Source organism: Clostridium cibarium (genome assembly GCF_014836335.1).
In the GTDB taxonomy this organism is placed as follows: Bacteria; Bacillota; Clostridia; order Clostridiales; family Clostridiaceae; genus Clostridium; species Clostridium cibarium.
This window is the reverse complement of record NZ_JACSRA010000033.1, coordinates 32061-48013: the sequence shown is the minus strand read 5'-3', so window position 1 is coordinate 48013 and position 15953 is coordinate 32061. Positions and strand designations below refer to the sequence as shown.

15 protein-coding genes and 1 riboswitch are annotated in these 15953 nt (G+C 28.8%); of the genes, 12 read left to right on the top strand and 3 right to left on the bottom strand.

The window, feature by feature from the left end:
- The first annotated feature begins 84 nt into the window (after positions 1-84).
- Positions 85-843, top strand: coding sequence for a hypothetical protein (locus H9661_RS16925; RefSeq protein WP_143318135.1), 759 nt, complete (start codon positions 85-87; stop codon positions 841-843).
- 98 nt (positions 844-941) lie between these two features.
- Complete coding sequence (locus tag H9661_RS16920) at positions 942-2297, top strand: hemolysin family protein (RefSeq protein ID WP_143318136.1); 1356 nt, start codon at positions 942-944, stop codon at positions 2295-2297.
- 33 nt (positions 2298-2330) lie between these two features.
- On the opposite strand, the gene thiI is transcribed toward H9661_RS16920, so the two are convergent.
- The gene (gene thiI, locus H9661_RS16915; protein ID WP_143318137.1) at positions 2331-3488 is read right to left on the bottom strand and encodes a tRNA uracil 4-sulfurtransferase ThiI; all 1158 of its coding nucleotides are present in this window, start codon (positions 3486-3488) and stop codon (positions 2331-2333) included.
- On the bottom strand, positions 3485-4633 hold the full coding sequence (locus H9661_RS16910) for a cysteine desulfurase family protein (RefSeq protein ID WP_143318138.1): 1149 nt from the start codon (positions 4631-4633) through the stop codon (positions 3485-3487). Before H9661_RS16910 ends, thiI begins: the two co-directional genes overlap by 4 nt.
- Positions 4634-4858: 225 nt before the next feature.
- Between H9661_RS16910 and thiE the strand changes: the two genes are divergently transcribed.
- The 10 genes from thiE to H9661_RS16860 all read left to right on the top strand — a co-directional run bounded on the left by thiE (position 4859) and on the right by H9661_RS16860 (position 13825).
- The gene (gene thiE / locus H9661_RS16905) at positions 4859-5500 is read left to right on the top strand and encodes a thiamine phosphate synthase (protein WP_143318139.1); all 642 of its coding nucleotides are present in this window, start codon (positions 4859-4861) and stop codon (positions 5498-5500) included.
- A gap of 93 nt (positions 5501-5593) precedes the next feature.
- Positions 5594-6019, top strand: a complete 426-nt coding sequence (locus H9661_RS19930) for a methyl-accepting chemotaxis protein (RefSeq protein WP_143318140.1) — start codon at positions 5594-5596, stop codon at positions 6017-6019.
- 307 nt (positions 6020-6326) lie between these two features.
- A riboswitch (SAM riboswitch) is annotated at positions 6327-6451 on the top strand.
- A gap of 90 nt (positions 6452-6541) precedes the next feature.
- Complete coding sequence (locus tag H9661_RS16895; protein WP_143318141.1) at positions 6542-7504, top strand: methionine ABC transporter ATP-binding protein; 963 nt, start codon at positions 6542-6544, stop codon at positions 7502-7504.
- A gap of 1 nt (position 7505) precedes the next feature.
- Positions 7506-8144, top strand: a complete 639-nt coding sequence (locus tag H9661_RS16890) for a methionine ABC transporter permease (protein WP_143318142.1) — start codon at positions 7506-7508, stop codon at positions 8142-8144.
- A 28-nt stretch (positions 8145-8172) separates the two neighbouring features.
- Entirely contained in the window at positions 8173-8982 is an 810-nt protein-coding gene (locus H9661_RS16885; protein WP_143318143.1) for a MetQ/NlpA family ABC transporter substrate-binding protein, read from the top strand.
- A gap of 207 nt (positions 8983-9189) precedes the next feature.
- Positions 9190-10146: a YkvA family protein gene (locus H9661_RS16880; protein ID WP_143318144.1), complete on the top strand. Its 957-nt coding sequence runs from the start codon at positions 9190-9192 to the stop codon at positions 10144-10146.
- Positions 10147-10158: 12 nt separating this feature from the next.
- A complete protein-coding gene (locus H9661_RS16875) occupies positions 10159-10806 on the top strand; it encodes a ribonuclease H1 domain-containing protein (RefSeq protein ID WP_143318145.1) in 648 nt (215 codons plus the stop codon).
- Positions 10807-10878: 72 nt separating this feature from the next.
- Positions 10879-11049 carry a YtxH domain-containing protein gene (locus H9661_RS16870; protein ID WP_143318146.1) on the top strand — a complete coding sequence of 57 codons (171 nt, stop codon included), beginning with the start codon at positions 10879-10881 and terminating at the stop codon, positions 11047-11049.
- A gap of 189 nt (positions 11050-11238) precedes the next feature.
- A complete protein-coding gene (locus H9661_RS16865; protein ID WP_143318147.1) occupies positions 11239-12540 on the top strand; it encodes a helix-turn-helix domain-containing protein in 1302 nt (433 codons plus the stop codon).
- A gap of 19 nt (positions 12541-12559) precedes the next feature.
- Entirely contained in the window at positions 12560-13825 is a 1266-nt protein-coding gene (locus H9661_RS16860; protein ID WP_143318148.1) for a helix-turn-helix domain-containing protein, read from the top strand.
- A 41-nt stretch (positions 13826-13866) separates the two neighbouring features.
- On the opposite strand, the gene H9661_RS16855 is transcribed toward H9661_RS16860, so the two are convergent.
- Positions 13867-15924: a helix-turn-helix domain-containing protein gene (locus H9661_RS16855; protein ID WP_191769940.1), complete on the bottom strand. Its 2058-nt coding sequence runs from the start codon at positions 15922-15924 to the stop codon at positions 13867-13869.
- Positions 15925-15953: the final 29 nt, after the last annotated feature.

Here is a 15953-nt window from a genome sequence, read left to right as displayed (position 1 = left end):
ATTATATGTAGTCTATGTATAAAACAAGTGAAATAAAGACTTGTGTTGAGACATACACGAGATATTAAAAGGAGAAGTAGTTTAATGGAAGTAATAAAATTAGGATTATATTTAACCATAGGTATGGTAGGAGTTTTTGTTATATTTGGTTTTTTGATAGGATGGTTAAATAATAGAAGTAGAAATTATATTTATGGAGCTTTTGGAAAACCAGCTTTATATATAACATCTTTTATAGGAACTCCAGTACATGAGTTTGGGCATTTTATAATGTGCATATTGTTTATGCATAGGGTTGTAGAAGTGAAATGGTTTATTCCAAGTGCAGTAGAAAAAGGTGGAGTGCTGGGATATGTCAGGCATAGTAGACATGATAGTTTATACCAAAGGGTAGGAGATTTCTTTATTGGAATTGGACCACTAATTGTAGGTAGTATTATTATTGTTACTCTTAGTAGATGGTTATTACCAGATACTTTTAACGCTTTATTTAATATGAAAGAATTTGACCTTACGTATATAGTAAAAACTATTTTTTCAGTAAAAAATATTTCAGACTATAAATTTTGGATATTTATGATTTTAGCTATTTCTATAAGTTCTCACATGTCATTAAGCAAACCTGATATAGAAAATAGCTATTTTGGAGCAATAGTTCTACTATTTATAAATATGGCGATTGCTACTATATTTGTAAGTTTAAAAATGGATACAAACCTTATAATTAAATTTATATATACTTATAATTTCATATTTATAACTTTATTATCAATAGGAATTGTTGCTATTTTAATTAGTATCATTGTGGCCAATCTATGGTTAGGTGTTAAAAGAATAAGCTAAGGTGTAAGATGTGGAAGCAAGTATAGGAAATATGTTATTATATAGATATGAGTAAGTTATAATACTCAAGGAATATAAAAAGATATTGGAGGAAAGAAATGGACGAAGGACCTGGACCGAATGCTAGTAATATTTCATACATCTTATTATTAGTAGCATTAACTTTAATTAATGCTTTTTTTGCAGCTGCAGAAATGGCAATAGTATCAGTAAACAAAAATAAACTAAAGATGTTAGCGAATGAAGGGAATAAGAAGGCAAAGGTAGTTTGTAAACTTATTGAAGAGCCTACCAAGTTTTTATCAACTATTCAAGTTGGTATAACATTGGCCGGATTTTTTGCCAGTGCAAGTGCAGCTACAGGAGTATCAAAAAAGTTAGGAGAATTATTAATCAGTTTAAATATTTCCTATGGAGAAGAGATAGCTTTTATAGGAGTAACTATTATATTATCTTACTTTACTCTTGTTTTTGGAGAATTGTTTCCAAAGAGATTAGCTTTGAATAATTCAGAAAATATAGCTATGTCATTTGTTGGACCTATAATGCTTATTTCAAAGGTATTATCACCTTTCATTAAAATTTTAGCTGTATCAACTAACTTTTTAGTTAAAATAACAGGACTTAACAAAGATTACTTAAATGAAAAAGTGACAAAGGAAGAAATTAAGTCTATTCTTGAAGAAGGTCAAGTGAGTGGTACTATAAATGAAAATGAAAAAGAAATGATTGATGGCATTCTTGAGTTTGATGATAAGCGTGCTGAAAAGGTAATGACACCAAGAACAGAGGTTTATTGTATAGACATAGAGGATACATTAGATGATTATATAGATGAATTGCTAGAAAAGAGATATACAAGAATACCTGTATATGAAGGAAATATAGACAATATTATTGGAATTCTCTACATGAAAGATTTTTTAATTGAAGCAAAGAAAAAAGGTTTTGAAAATGTGGATCTTAGAGATATACTTATAGAACCTAGTTTCGTACCTGAATGTAAAAGAGTAAAAGACTTATTTAAAGAAATGAAAGCATCAAAGAGTAAGCTAGCAATAATAATAGATGAGTATGGTGGTTTTTCAGGTATAGTAACTATAGAAGACTTGGTAGAGGAAATAATGGGAGAAATCAACGATGAGTATGATATTGAAGAAGAGGATATAGTACAAATTGGCGAAAATTCTTTCTTAGCTCAAGGTACTATGCCTTTAGAAGACCTTGAAGAAAAATTGGACATAGACTTTAAAACGGAAGATATAGATACTTTAAGTGGATTCTTAATAAATACTATAGGCAAAATTCCATCAGAAGAGAATGAGAAAGTTATAGAATATGATGGAGTAATTTTTAAGGTTCATGAAGTGAATGAAAAAAGAATAGAAAAGGTGATAATTCAACTGAATGTTGATAATATTAGGAATGACAATGAATTAATAATTAATAATTAATAAAAAAGATGTCTCGATTAAGAGACATCTTTTTTATCTTAGTTTAATAACTTCCATATTTTCTATAGCAAAGTTAACTAATGAAGCTATATCAAGGACTTCTTCACTCTTTCTCATTTTATCAACTTTTGGATGAGTTTTTGGATGTTTTGGAACAAATATTGTGCAGCAATCTTCGTAAGGAAGAATTGAAGTTTCATATGTATCTATTTCTCTAGCTATGTTCATAATATCTTCTTTATCCATAGCAATAAGTGGCCTAAATACTGGTCTATCAGCACAATCTGTACTTACTATAAGTCCATCCATAGTTTGACTTGCAACTTGACCTATACTTTCACCAGTAGAAATAGAATCTATACCAAGTTTTTCGGATAAAGTACAAGCTATTCTCATCATAAATCTTCTCATTATTATTGTTAATTCATCTTCTCTACATTTTTCTATAATACTCATTTGAATTTCAGTAAATGGAACTATATATAAATTAACTTCTTCAGTGTATCTAGCTAAGATTTTTGCAAGTTCTTTTACTTTGTCTTTAGCACGTTCTGATGTGTAAGGGTGACTATGATAGTAGACGCAATTAAGTGCAACACCTCTTCTAGCCATAAGATATCCTGCAACAGGAGAATCTATACCACCAGAGAGCATAAGCATTGTGCTTCCATTAATACCATAAGGAAGACCTCCGACTCCTTTGATTTTATCTTTACTAGACCAAATATAAGCATGTTCTCTTATTTCAATATGTATTGCACATTCCGGATTTTTAACATCAACAGATAGTTCTTTATGTGAATTATGAAGAATGAATCCTCCAACATCTCTAGAAGTATCTATAGAATTTAGAGGAAAAGTTTTATTAGCCCTATTAGTAATAACTTTAAAAGTTTTACAATCCACATCGGCAATACATTTAACAGCTTCATTTCTAATTACATCTAGATCTCTATTTACTTTAGTTACTAAGCAAACTTCAGAAACTCCAAAGACATTTCTAATTCTCTTTATTCCTTCTTCTATTTCGTCAACTTTTATAAAATGTCTACCTTGGTCCATTATAATTTCAAAATTTAGGCCCTTAAGTTTTCTTGAAATATTATTTCTTAATTTTTTTTCAAAAGTATTCCTATTTAGACCTTTTAAGAATATCTCCGAAGCATATTTAACTAAAATTAATTTATTCATCTTTTAATTCTCCTTAACAATAATAATCCTTTTTTTAAAATCTCAATGGTCTTGTCTATTTCTTCCTTAGTGTTGTCAGGTGAAAATGAAAATCTTATTGCACCTTCAACATCGCTTTTTGTGAGGCACATTGCCTCTAACACATGGCTTCCAACAACTCCACCTTTACTTTTAGAAGTACAAGCTGATCCAGTTGAAACAAAGATGTTTTCCTCACTTAAGAAATGGAGTAATACTTCTCCACGTATTTTTGCAAAAGATACGTTTAGTATGTATGGAGAAAAACCTTCATCCATAGGGCTATTAATTTTAATGTTATCAATATCGCTAAGTTTATTAATCATATAATTTTTTAATTCTTCTACTTTTTTATAGTTTTCCTTGAGATGGTTAATTTTATCCTTAGCGGCTATTGTAAGACCTACTATACCAGGTAAGTTTTCAGTTCCTGCTCTGAGCCCTTTTTCCTGAGCTCCACCAATTATATTGGGAATAGGAGTAATACCTTTTCCTATATAACAAAATCCAATTCCTTTTGGACCATTGATTTTATGAGCACTTACAGTTAATGCATCGATTTTCATAGAGCTTACATTAATAGGAAGTTTCCCATAACCTTGAACGGCATCTACATGAAATTTTGCTCTTGAACTTATTTCTTTTATAACTTTCCCAATTTCCTCAAGGTTTTGTATTGTACCTACTTCATTGTTTACATACATGATCGATACTAATACAGTATCTTTATTAATAGCAGATTTTAAATTGTCTATATCTATAAATCCGTTTGAATCAACAGGAATGTAAGTAACTTTAACTCCATTGTTTTCTAAAAATTGAACTGTATTTTTTATAGAACTATGCTCAAAATTAGTAGTAATTACATGAAGATCTTTCTTTGCTAGTCCTTTTAGGATAAAGTTATTTCCTTCACTTCCACCTGATGTGAAATAAATTTCATCTTTAGAACAATTTATAGTTTTTGCAATTTCCTCTCTACATTCATTTATTTTTTTATCACATTCCATACCAAGCTTATGAAGAGATGAAGCATTAGCATAGAAGTTATTCATACTGTCACAGATAGCGTTAATTACTTCGCTTGAAGGCTTAGTTGTTGCTGCATTATCTAAATAAATATTCATAGTTAGCACCTCCTGAAAATTTATTACTTATATTTCATATAAACATACTTAGTATAATGTAAATATAACATTATTTCAAATATAAAAAATAATACCACTTTATACTATGGTCATGAAAGAGTTGATTAGCTATAATAGTATACAAGAGAATTGTAAGTTTTTATACAGCAATTAGGAATTTTTATTGATAATTTATATAAGAGTTTTAGAAAAGGGGAAAAATAAATGGACAAATCAGTTATTGATTATTCACTTTATCTAGTTACAGATAGATCTGTATTAAAAGGAAGAAATTTGAGTAAAGCAGTTGAAGAGAGTATCCTTGGAGGAGTGACTTTAGTTCAACTTAGAGAAAAAGAAATATCTTCATTAGATTTTTATAAAATAGCTAAGGAAATTAAGGTTGTAACCGATAAATATAATATACCATTAATAATAAATGATAGACTGGATATAGCTCAAACTATTGATGCTTCAGGGGTTCATTTAGGACAAAGTGATATACCTTGCAAAGTAGCTAGAGAAATTTTAGGTAAAGATAAATTAGTAGGGGTATCAGCACATAATTTGGATGAAGCATTAAAGGCTCAAGCAGATGGGGCAGATTATATTGGCTGTGGTGCTGCATTTGCTACAAGTACGAAAGAAGATACTGTTAAGGTTACATATGATTCATTAAAAGAAATTAAAAGTAAGTTATGTATTCCGGTAGTTGCAATTGGAGGAATAAATGACAAGAATGTTAATGAATTAAGTGGGTCAGGAATAGATGGAATAGCCGTGGTGTCAGCGATTTTACAAAAGCAAAATATACGAAATACTACAAAAGAATTGAAAAGTATTTTGAATGCTAATTTAGGTAGATAGTATGAAATCAATAATAGAATATTGGTTTTAGTATTTTAATGGTATATAATAATAATTAGGTTGGGAATCTATAGGAAAGAGGAGTAGGATATCATGGAACAAATGGAATCAATAAGTAAGTCTATTGAAAAAATTAGTAAAGAAATTGATGAAATGAAGAGTACAGCAGAAAGTCTTTATGGCAAAGTAGACAGTATGAAGGATATGGTGAATAGTTTTAAAAATTCTTCACAAGAAATAGTGGGAATTGCATCTCAAACTAATATGCTTTCTTTAAATGCATCTATTGAAGCTGCTAGAGCTGGAGAAGCTGGAAAAGGATTTGCAGTAGTTGCAACAGAAGTTAAGAAGTTATCTGATATGAGTAGTAAGGTGGCTGAATCAACAGTTAAAGATCAAAATGAAATGCTTAAGATGATAGTTGATATTTATAAGGTTGCAGATATTGTAAATGAAAAGAGTGAAAGTTTAAGAGAAGCAATTGATAATATACAAAAAGCTGTAGAAAATAATAATTAGTTTATAAAATTGGCTTAATGGAAAGTTGTATTGATTAGGGATATTTCTGATTAATGCAACTTTTTTTATGTGAAATTATACAAAATACTACGATAAAAGTTTTTAATTTTCTTATAAAGAAAATAGTTTAATCAAACTAACATGATAAATGTATCTATAGAGGCAGCTAGGGTTGGAGAAGCAAGAAGAGATTGCTTCAATTGCTGCTTGTCTTGTTAAAAATTCATAAAAAGATATTGACAAATTGCAATTAAGATAATATTATAAATAACATGAAGCAATTGCTCAGAAAATTTAATACAACGATATCTTATCAAGAGTGGTGGAGGGACTGGCCCTTTGAAGCCCAGCAACCAATATAATAGTTCATTTACTATTTTACTATGGTGCTAAATCCTGCGGTAAATTTTTTAAATTACTGAAAGATGAGAGAATAATATTTTAGTGTTTATTATTGCGCTAGAGATTTATTCTCTAGCGCATTTATTTTTTATCTTACATTCATAGAGGAGGAGACAATTAGTGATTGAAATTAAAAATGTAAGTAAGAGTTTTGGGGATGTAGAAGTTTTACAAGATATTTCAATAAGCATAAATGAAGGGGAAATTTACGGTATTATCGGGCATAGTGGGGCAGGAAAATCAACTTTGCTTAGATGCATAAATGGTCTTGAGTCATATGATAATGGATCTGTAATTGTGATGGGGAAAGAAGTTTCTAAGCTTAATAATAATGAACTTAGAGAATTTAGAAAAGACTTAGGTATGATATTCCAAAACTTTAATTTACTAAAAAGAAAAACAGTATATCAAAATATTGCTCTTCCACTTGAAGTTTGGGGCTACAGTAAGAAAAAAATAGATGAGAGAGTAATGGAACTGTTAAGATTAGTTGGGCTAGAAGAAAAGATTAACAGTAAACCTGCATCTCTAAGTGGGGGACAAAAACAAAGAGTTGCTATAGCAAGAGCTTTAGCACTTGAACCAAAAGTACTTTTATGTGATGAAGCAACATCGGCATTAGATCCAAAGATAACAAAGGATATATTATCTTTGCTATTAAAGATTAATAAAGAACTTGGAATTACCATAGTTATGGTTACACATCAAATGGAAGTAGTAAAAGAAGTATGTGAAAAAGTAGCATTAATCGAAGGGGGCAAAATTAAAATAGAAGGAAGATCAGATGAGTTATTCTTAAAACCAGGACTATCTCTAAAGAAGTTCTTAGGAGAAGAAGAGGAGGAAACTCTACCTGATACAGGAGTTAATATAAAGTTATTCTTCCCAGCAGATTGTTCTGAAAATACAATAATCACAAGAATGGCTAGAGAAACAAATGTAGATTTTTCAGTAGTTTGGGGCAAACTAGAAAAGTTTAGAAGTAATGTTCTTGGTAGCTTAGTAATAAATGTAGAAGAAAAGGACAAGAACCTAGTTATGAATTATTTAAAAGATAAAAATATAGAATGGGAGGTAATATAGTATGTGGGAATTACTTTGGCCAGCAATACAACAAACTTTAGTAATGGTTGTTCCATCAACTATATTAGCAGTGATAATTGGTTTTATACCAGCTATTATATTAACTTTAACAGATGAAAATGGATTAAAACCGAATAAGGCGGTTTATAAAGGGTTAGACTTTATAGTAAACACACTTAGAAGTTTACCGTTCCTTATATTAATGGTAGTTATTATACCATTTACGAAATTAATTGTAGGAACTTCTATTGGAGAAGTAGCTTCTATAGTGCCATTAACTGTAGCTTCGGCACCTTTTATAGCTAGAATAATAGAATCAGCTTTAAAGGAAGTCGATCCAGGAGTTATTGAAGCAGCAAAAGCTTTTGGGGCTAGTACAACTCAAATAATATTTAAAGTAATGATTAAAGAAGCTGTACCTGCAATCATTTCAGGTATAACACTTTCATTAATAAGTATTATAGGATATTCAGCTATGGCAGGGACTATCGGAGCAGGTGGTCTTGGAAATTTAGCTGTAAGATATGGATATCAAAGGTTTCAAACAGATGTAATGATAGTGACAGTAATAGTACTTATTATTATAGTTCAAGGATTACAAAGTTTAGGCAATTATTTATATAACAGATTATCTAAATAGATTTAGTGATTTAAAGGGGGATTTATAAATGAAAAAGAAAAGTATAATTTCAGTAGTATTAGCAGGAATATTAGCACTAGGATTAGCTGGATGCGGAGCAAAGAAAACAGATGATAAAACAATAACTATTGGAGTATCACCTGTTCCACATAAAGAAATAGTTGAACAAATTAAGCCTATATTAGAAAAGGAAGGCTATAAGTTAGAGATAAAAGAATTTGATGATTATGAATTACCAAATACAGCAGTACAAGATGGAGAAATTGATGCGAACTACTTCCAACATATTGCTTATTTGAATACAACAAATGAAAAGAAAAACTATGATTTAACTTACACAGCAGAAATTCATATAGAACCTATGGCTTTATATTCAACAAAGGTTAAGAATCTTAATGAATTAAAAGATGGTGCAACAATAGGAATTCCTAATGATCCATCAAATGAAGCAAGAGCTTTAAGATTACTTGCAAAAGCAGGTCTAATTAAAGTTAAAGATGGAGAACTTATAACAATTGCAGATGTTACTGAAAATACTAAGAATATAAAATTCAAAGAATTAGAAGCAGCACAACTTCCAAGAACTTTAGATGAATTAAATGGTGCTGTAATTAATGGTAACTATGCGCTTGAAGCTAAATTAGATGCTACAAAGGATGCATTATTTACAGAAGATAAAAATGATGAATCTATAAAAAATTATAGAAATATATTAGCGGTTAAAAAAGGAAATGAAGATTCAGAAAAGATTAAGGCTTTAACAAAGGCACTTACTTCTGATGAAGTTAAAAAATATATTACTGATACTTATAAGGGTGCTGTAGTTCCAGTATTTTAATGAAAAAAAGAATTGATTACAAATTGTAATCAATTCTTTTTTTATATACAAATATTTTATTTGGTATATAATTTGTGATTTTAAATATCGTTGAATTTTCCTTTTGTTCATCATTGCTTATATCAGGCAATAAATATATATAGTTTTACAATAAATAAAAATCAGGTTAAAATAAATTAAGATTATATGTTAGTGGAGGAAAATATAATGAAGATTTCAAAGGTAAATGCAGAACTAACTGGACAAGATATTTTAAGTATAATAAATGAATTTGTTAAAGTTGAAGGATTAACTCTTAATAAAGTAAATATAGATAATGAAATTACAATAGAAGGTACTTTCAAAAAAGGAATATCTTTTGGTTTCAAAGGAAGTTTAGCGATAGAGGGTGTCAGAGACGGAAAGATATACTGCAGATTGTCAAAGTTTAAGGTGCTAAAGCTTGGTATCTTTAGAATTATACGCAGTTTTGCATTAAAAACTGCTTTTAAATATCTTGCTATAAGTGGAATAGAAAACGATAAAGATGTAATAGTATTAAATATACACAAGTTATTAAATCCAGTACCATATGTTGATTTAGATATCTCAGCCGCTTATGTAAGAAAAGATATTCTTTTAGTTGAAGTTGAAGAAATTAACATATCAGTTAATGGAGGCTTAATAAAGGAAGAAGAAGCTGAAGAGGAATTAACAGAAGATGTGGAGAAATTAGAGTTGCCTGTTGAAAAAGTTAAAGATGGATATACTACTGGAAGAAAATTTATAGAGGACAAGCTACCAGAAGGTGTTAAAAAAGCTAGTGATATTATTCTTGTAGTTCCAGATGTAATAGCATTAATATCTAGATTATTAAAGGATAACAGGGTACCTCTTAAAACAAAATTATCTATAGCAGCATCACTTGGATATATGATGTTTCCTATAGACATAATACCAGATAGGATTCCTTTTATAGGTAACATTGATGAATTAGCAGTTGCTTTTTTTGCCTTAAATAAGGTTGCAAGTACTGTTCCAGTGCAGGTTATAGCTGAGAACTGGGAAGGGAAAACGGAATTGGTTTTAGTACTTAAAAAAGGGGTAGAATATTTAGTGAACTTCACAAACGCAAGAAATGTAGAAAAACTTTATAACGTTATTACAGAATTAAGTACATTATAGGAAGGTAAAAGTATGACAAAATATTATTCAGTATATAGAGGGAAATCAGGAATACCTAAGATTCTTACAAATTGGGAAGAATGCAAAAAAGAAGTCATAGGATGTAAGGGGGCAATATATAAAAGTTTTAAAACAGAGGAGGAAGCTATAGAATTTTTATCTTTAAGTTCAAAAGGGAAAAGTGAGATTTCTAGCACAAATGTTGTGGATGAAGAAAAAAGTTTACATTTAGATATGAATGGATTAGTTATTTATGTAGATGGAAGTTTTTCTTTAGAAAAGGGTAACTATTCATATGGATTAGTAGCAATTAGAAATGGAGAAGAGATTTATAGAGATTGTGGAGCTGGGGAAGATTCGGATGCAATTGCATTAAGAAATGTGGCAGGTGAAGTGCTAGGATCCTTAAAGGCTGTTGAATATGCTATTAGCAATGGATATGAAGATGTTAAAATAGTTTATGATTATCAAGGAGTAGAGTGCTGGGCACTGGGAACTTGGAAGAGGAATAAGGAGTTAACAGAAGCATATCATAAATCAATGCAAGAAAATATGAAAAAAATTAACATAAAATTCATAAAAGTTAAAGGTCATAGTGGAGACAAGTATAATGATATAGCAGATAAACTTGCAAAGAAGGCTTTGGAAATCATTTCATAGGTTAAAAGAATAAAAAATACATAATATAAATATAGAATCCAATTTAGATAATTTTAAAAAGAGGTGTTTTATATGGGCAGATATGTAAATGGAATGATAGCTGGAGTAGTAGTTGGAGCTACAGTTGGAATGATGGTATTACCTCAACTAGATAGGAGAACTCAGAAAAACGTGAGAAAAGCCGGACAAAAAATACTAGATTATGTTGAGGATTCTTATGATGGAATGACCAAAATGTTTTAATTGGGAAAAGCAGAGTTGATTACTCTGCTTTTTTTTATATTATTAAAATAAATGTTAACAAATTGGTTAATATGTGTTGAGAATATTACATTAAGTTGTTTACTTTTACAAATTTATGTTATAATTTAGTTATTAATTTGATTATTTACCTGTATGAAATAATAAAATTTAAAAAAGGAAGAGGATATAATGGAAATTCTGTCATTAGGAGAGAAAATAAAAAGAAGAAGAAAAGAGCTAGATATGACTTTAAAAGACTTAGCCAAGGATAGAATTACTCCTGGACAGATAAGTTTAGTAGAGTCAGGAAGATCAAATCCTTCAATGGATCTATTAGAATATTTATCTGTAAATCTACATACATCAGTAGAATATCTTATGGAGTCTGAAGAAAGTCAAGCTGAAAAGATTAGTACATATTATTCACAGGTTGCTGAATCTTATATTTTAAGTGGAGAATATAGTTTAGGAGAAAGTTATATTGAAAAAGCTTTAATCTATGCTGAAAAATACAACTTAGAATATAGAAAAGCAAAAATACTATCTTTAAGGGGGAAAATAAGTACTTTTAAGGGGGAAATTGCATTAGCACAACAATTTTTTCTGTCATCAAATGTAATATTCATAAAGAATAATAATTATGAAGAAATAGTTGAAACATTTCTGAATCTTGGAAAAATAACTATAAATTTAAAAGCTTATCACTCAGCTGGTAGTTATTTAAAGCAAGCAGAAAAAGTTTATATTGACAACAAAATTGGAAATGATTACATGCTGGGGGAAATATATTATTATATTTCAATAATATATTTTGCCATGGAAGATGAAGAAAAGTCCAATAAATATGCATGTTTAGCAAAAGACAAATTTAAGCAAATTTACAATAGAGAAGAATATGCAAAGACATTACTTCATATTTCGGAGGAGTATAATGAAAACGGAGATTTAGTTAATGCTATTAAATACTCTAATAAAACTCTAAAAATATATGAAGAAATAAACAAATTAAAGAATCTATCTTATATTGAAAATAATTTAGGAAAGATATTTTATAATTTTGAAAAGACTGAAGAAGCCTTTAAACATTTTGAAATTGCTAATGGATTTGCGCCGAATTGTGATGATGATTTATTAATAGAGACAAGCTTAAACATTTGCAAAAATCATTTGAAATTAAAAAATATTGATAAATGTGAAATGCTATTAGATGAAATTATAGGCAAGATAAAGCAAGGTAATATAGATAAAATGATAGAATATAATCTAATTAAGTATAGGCTTTATACAATTAAAGATGATTTTGAGAATGCTGAAAGAATGTTAAATGAAAGTTATCTCATAGCGAAAGACGGTGGATTACTACAAAAAGCAGGTGAGATAGCAATAATACTAGGTAAATATTATATGGATAATAAAAAGGTTGAGGAAGCTACAAGGTATTTAGATCAGGGAGTAAGTTTATTTAAAGAGGTAGGAGTTCTACAAAATTAGAATTAGATGGGTGAGAAAAATGGAAATATTGTCTACTGGGGAAAAAATAAAAAGAGCTAGGATATATAAGGGAATAACCTTAAAAGATTTGTGCGAAGATAAAATATCAATTTCAAAAATGAGTTGTATTGAGAATGGAAAGGTCAAGGCAGATAAGGAAATAGTACAATTTATTGCTAATAAAATTGAACTTGATTATGATTACTTAATACAGGATGTTTATGAACAGATAGTAGAGAATCTAGCTACTATTAAAGCTGGTAAGGGGAATAGCGAAAATATCGAAGAAGATATCAAACATAATTTATATTATGCTGTGGAATATGAATATTACGAACTTGCGTTTGACTTGATACATATATTATTTTCTTATTATCTAGAAGAGCAGAAATATGAGAAAGTTCAACTAATAATATCTCAATATTATGATCTTTATCAAAAAAATAATAAAGATGAAAATACAATAGTATACTATAATGATATGGCAAAATATCTTCTTCAAAATGAAGAATACAGTGAAGCTATAGCTTACTATGTAAGGCTTAGAGAAATAATAGATATTGAGGATTCTACAGGAAAAGAGTTGTTTTCAACTGTAGCATACAATGAAGGAATTTGTTATTGCAGATTGCATAATGATATAAAAGCATATGATTTATTAAAGGAATCAATACGATATGAAGATTACCTACAAGGAGATATTAATAAGGGAAAAGTATGCCAGGCATATGCTATGGTATGTATAAGACTAGGGGCTGAGGATGCTCAAAAATATGTAAAAAAAACATATGAATATCAGAAAAGCAATCCAATGATAGTAGCTAGTGCAAAAGGTGAATATGGGAAAGCTTACTTTGAAGTTGGACAAAATGATAAAGCTGTAGAAGAAATTCTAGAGGGGATAAAAATGTTTCCAAGGCATAACAAAGAAAAGTATGTGCAGTTTTTAAATGAATCGATTGAAACATTATATAAATATAAAGAATATGATAGGGCATATGATCTAGCAGGACAAGCATTAGATTTAGCTATTGAAACAGGTGAAATAAAACTTATCGAAAAATCATACTATTTTAAAGGAAGTATATTGCAAAGGAAAGGTAACTTTAGGGAAGCAGAAATGTATATGAATCTTGCATTAGATTCATTATTGAAGTTTGGAACTAAGGAAGAAAGAAGAAGAAGATATATGGATATGGCAAGTATGTACTATAATTTAGGTGATGTAAAAGATTCTTTAAAATATTTCTCTTTAGCTATGACGAAAGAAAAGAATATTCTATAAAATGAAACTGGATTAAATGAATTCATTTAATCCAGTTCTTTTTATTTTATTATAATTAGGACAGCACCATAGCCTTTTAATTTGGTTATTATATTAAGAACTGAACTTCTTTTTGCATATTTAAATTCAATTTTAGGGAAAGAAGCCTTTGATAGAATCTCCATTTCTTCTTTACTTAACCTGTCAGGTTTTCCCATAGAAACCCAGTAGTTATAAGATGAACCTACTTTTTCATTAATTTCATAAAAGGTTATTCTTGAATCTTTATTTATATTAGTTAAATTTAATGAAATTTTCTTTTCTGTAGATTTAGACATTCCGCGCTTATTAATTAAGTTATGACTGTTAAAAATACTTTCTAAAGTTTCAGTGTATGTATATAAAAGTATACTAAAACCATCGGATGATTTTGTTATTATATAGCCATTATCCATTTCAACTATGTCGCCATTTAGTTTGCTCATAAGATAATATGCATAATACGAAGGCTTTCTTATAGCCATATCGTTAACAAGTCCTGAAGCTCCAATAAAAACTTCGTTATTTAAATGAGTTTCTCTTTCTAAAACATCAAAAGCTCTCAAATGGCTCATATCATCGTTGGTAAATAGTTCTTTATGAATTATATATGGAACCATATATGATGTATCATAGATGGTGTTCAATTCTCTATTTTGAGTAAACTCATTATCTAGAATGCTAAACTTAAGAGAATTAGTAATATAATTTTTTAAACTTTCTTTTATCATATAATTTAGATTAGAAGAAAGCTGGAATTTAATTTTAGAAAGATCAAAGATTTCAATATCTGAAAAATATGATTTAAAACTTTCTAATGCTGTTATATAATCCTGGTGAGAGAAGCTAGTATTATCAAGAACAATAAGAGGATTCAAATTTATGTAATCAAGAAATTCAAGTACTGTTCTTATCCTATTCCAGTTAATAAAATCATTTCCTTTAAATACTCCCATATCTTCATTAAAGAAGTTTTCAAGTCTTCCATAATTAAAATGAAGCTCCTCTTGAAGTTCTTCCAGAATATTTTTATTTTCTTCAATTAGAAGGTCGAAAGTGTCACCTAGAGTTAGAATTTCTCTAAATTTTTTTGTGAATTTTCCTTTAGTCAAGCTCATATCAACATGTATATTCCAAAGTTTGTTTTCGTAATTATATCTTTCATAATCATCTAGGTAAGATGATAATAGTTCTATAGAATCATATATTGGTAAATAGGTAATCTTTTTTGCTTTTTCATATAATTTAGGAGAAAGTTTATTTTTTCTTTTAAATTGAAGTGGAGTGCAACCATAATAAATTTTAAAATGCTTATTTAAGTACCTAGTATGAGAAAATCCTATTTCATCTGATATTTCTGAAATACTCATATCTGTATCTAAAAGGAGTTTTACCGATTCTTCAACCCTAGTGAGGTTAAGTAAATCCGTAAAGCTATAACCAGTAGCATTTTTGATTTCATGTGAAAGGTAATGTGGTGTTAAGAATTCCTTTTTAGCTATTTCTTGTAGAGTTATATTACTGTTATAATTGTTATATATATATTTTGAAATTCTATGATACCTTTCTAATTGTTCTTTGTTATCTTTTAAATCTTCTTGTTCATAAAGGAGATAATGAAAATTATTAATTAGATGAAAAAGTAAATTAATTAATATATTTTCAATTTCTTCGTCATAGTTTTCTTGTCTTTGTACATATTCATATAGAAGTTCGGCTAAAAATGCTCTGAATTCGTCATACTCAGCACCTTCTTGAGCTCCAAGGTCAGAAGTATTCGTATAGAAATAAACATTCTTAATATCTTTATAGTATTTAGATAGAAAGCTAGGATCAATGTGGAATATTAATAACATATTATCAAAGTTAGAAGTAATACTGTGAGTTTCATCAACATTTATTATTTCTAATTCATTTTCAAATAGTTCAAAGCTATCTGTATCTATGGATATTTTAACTTTACCTTTTATTACATATATTATTTCAATAGAATTATGCCAATGTATAGGATATTCCTTAACTGAACAAAATGAAATATTAACAGGCATATCAGATGCAAAGTTAATGAATTCTTTTCTCAAAATAACACCTCCTGTTGTATATAGAAATT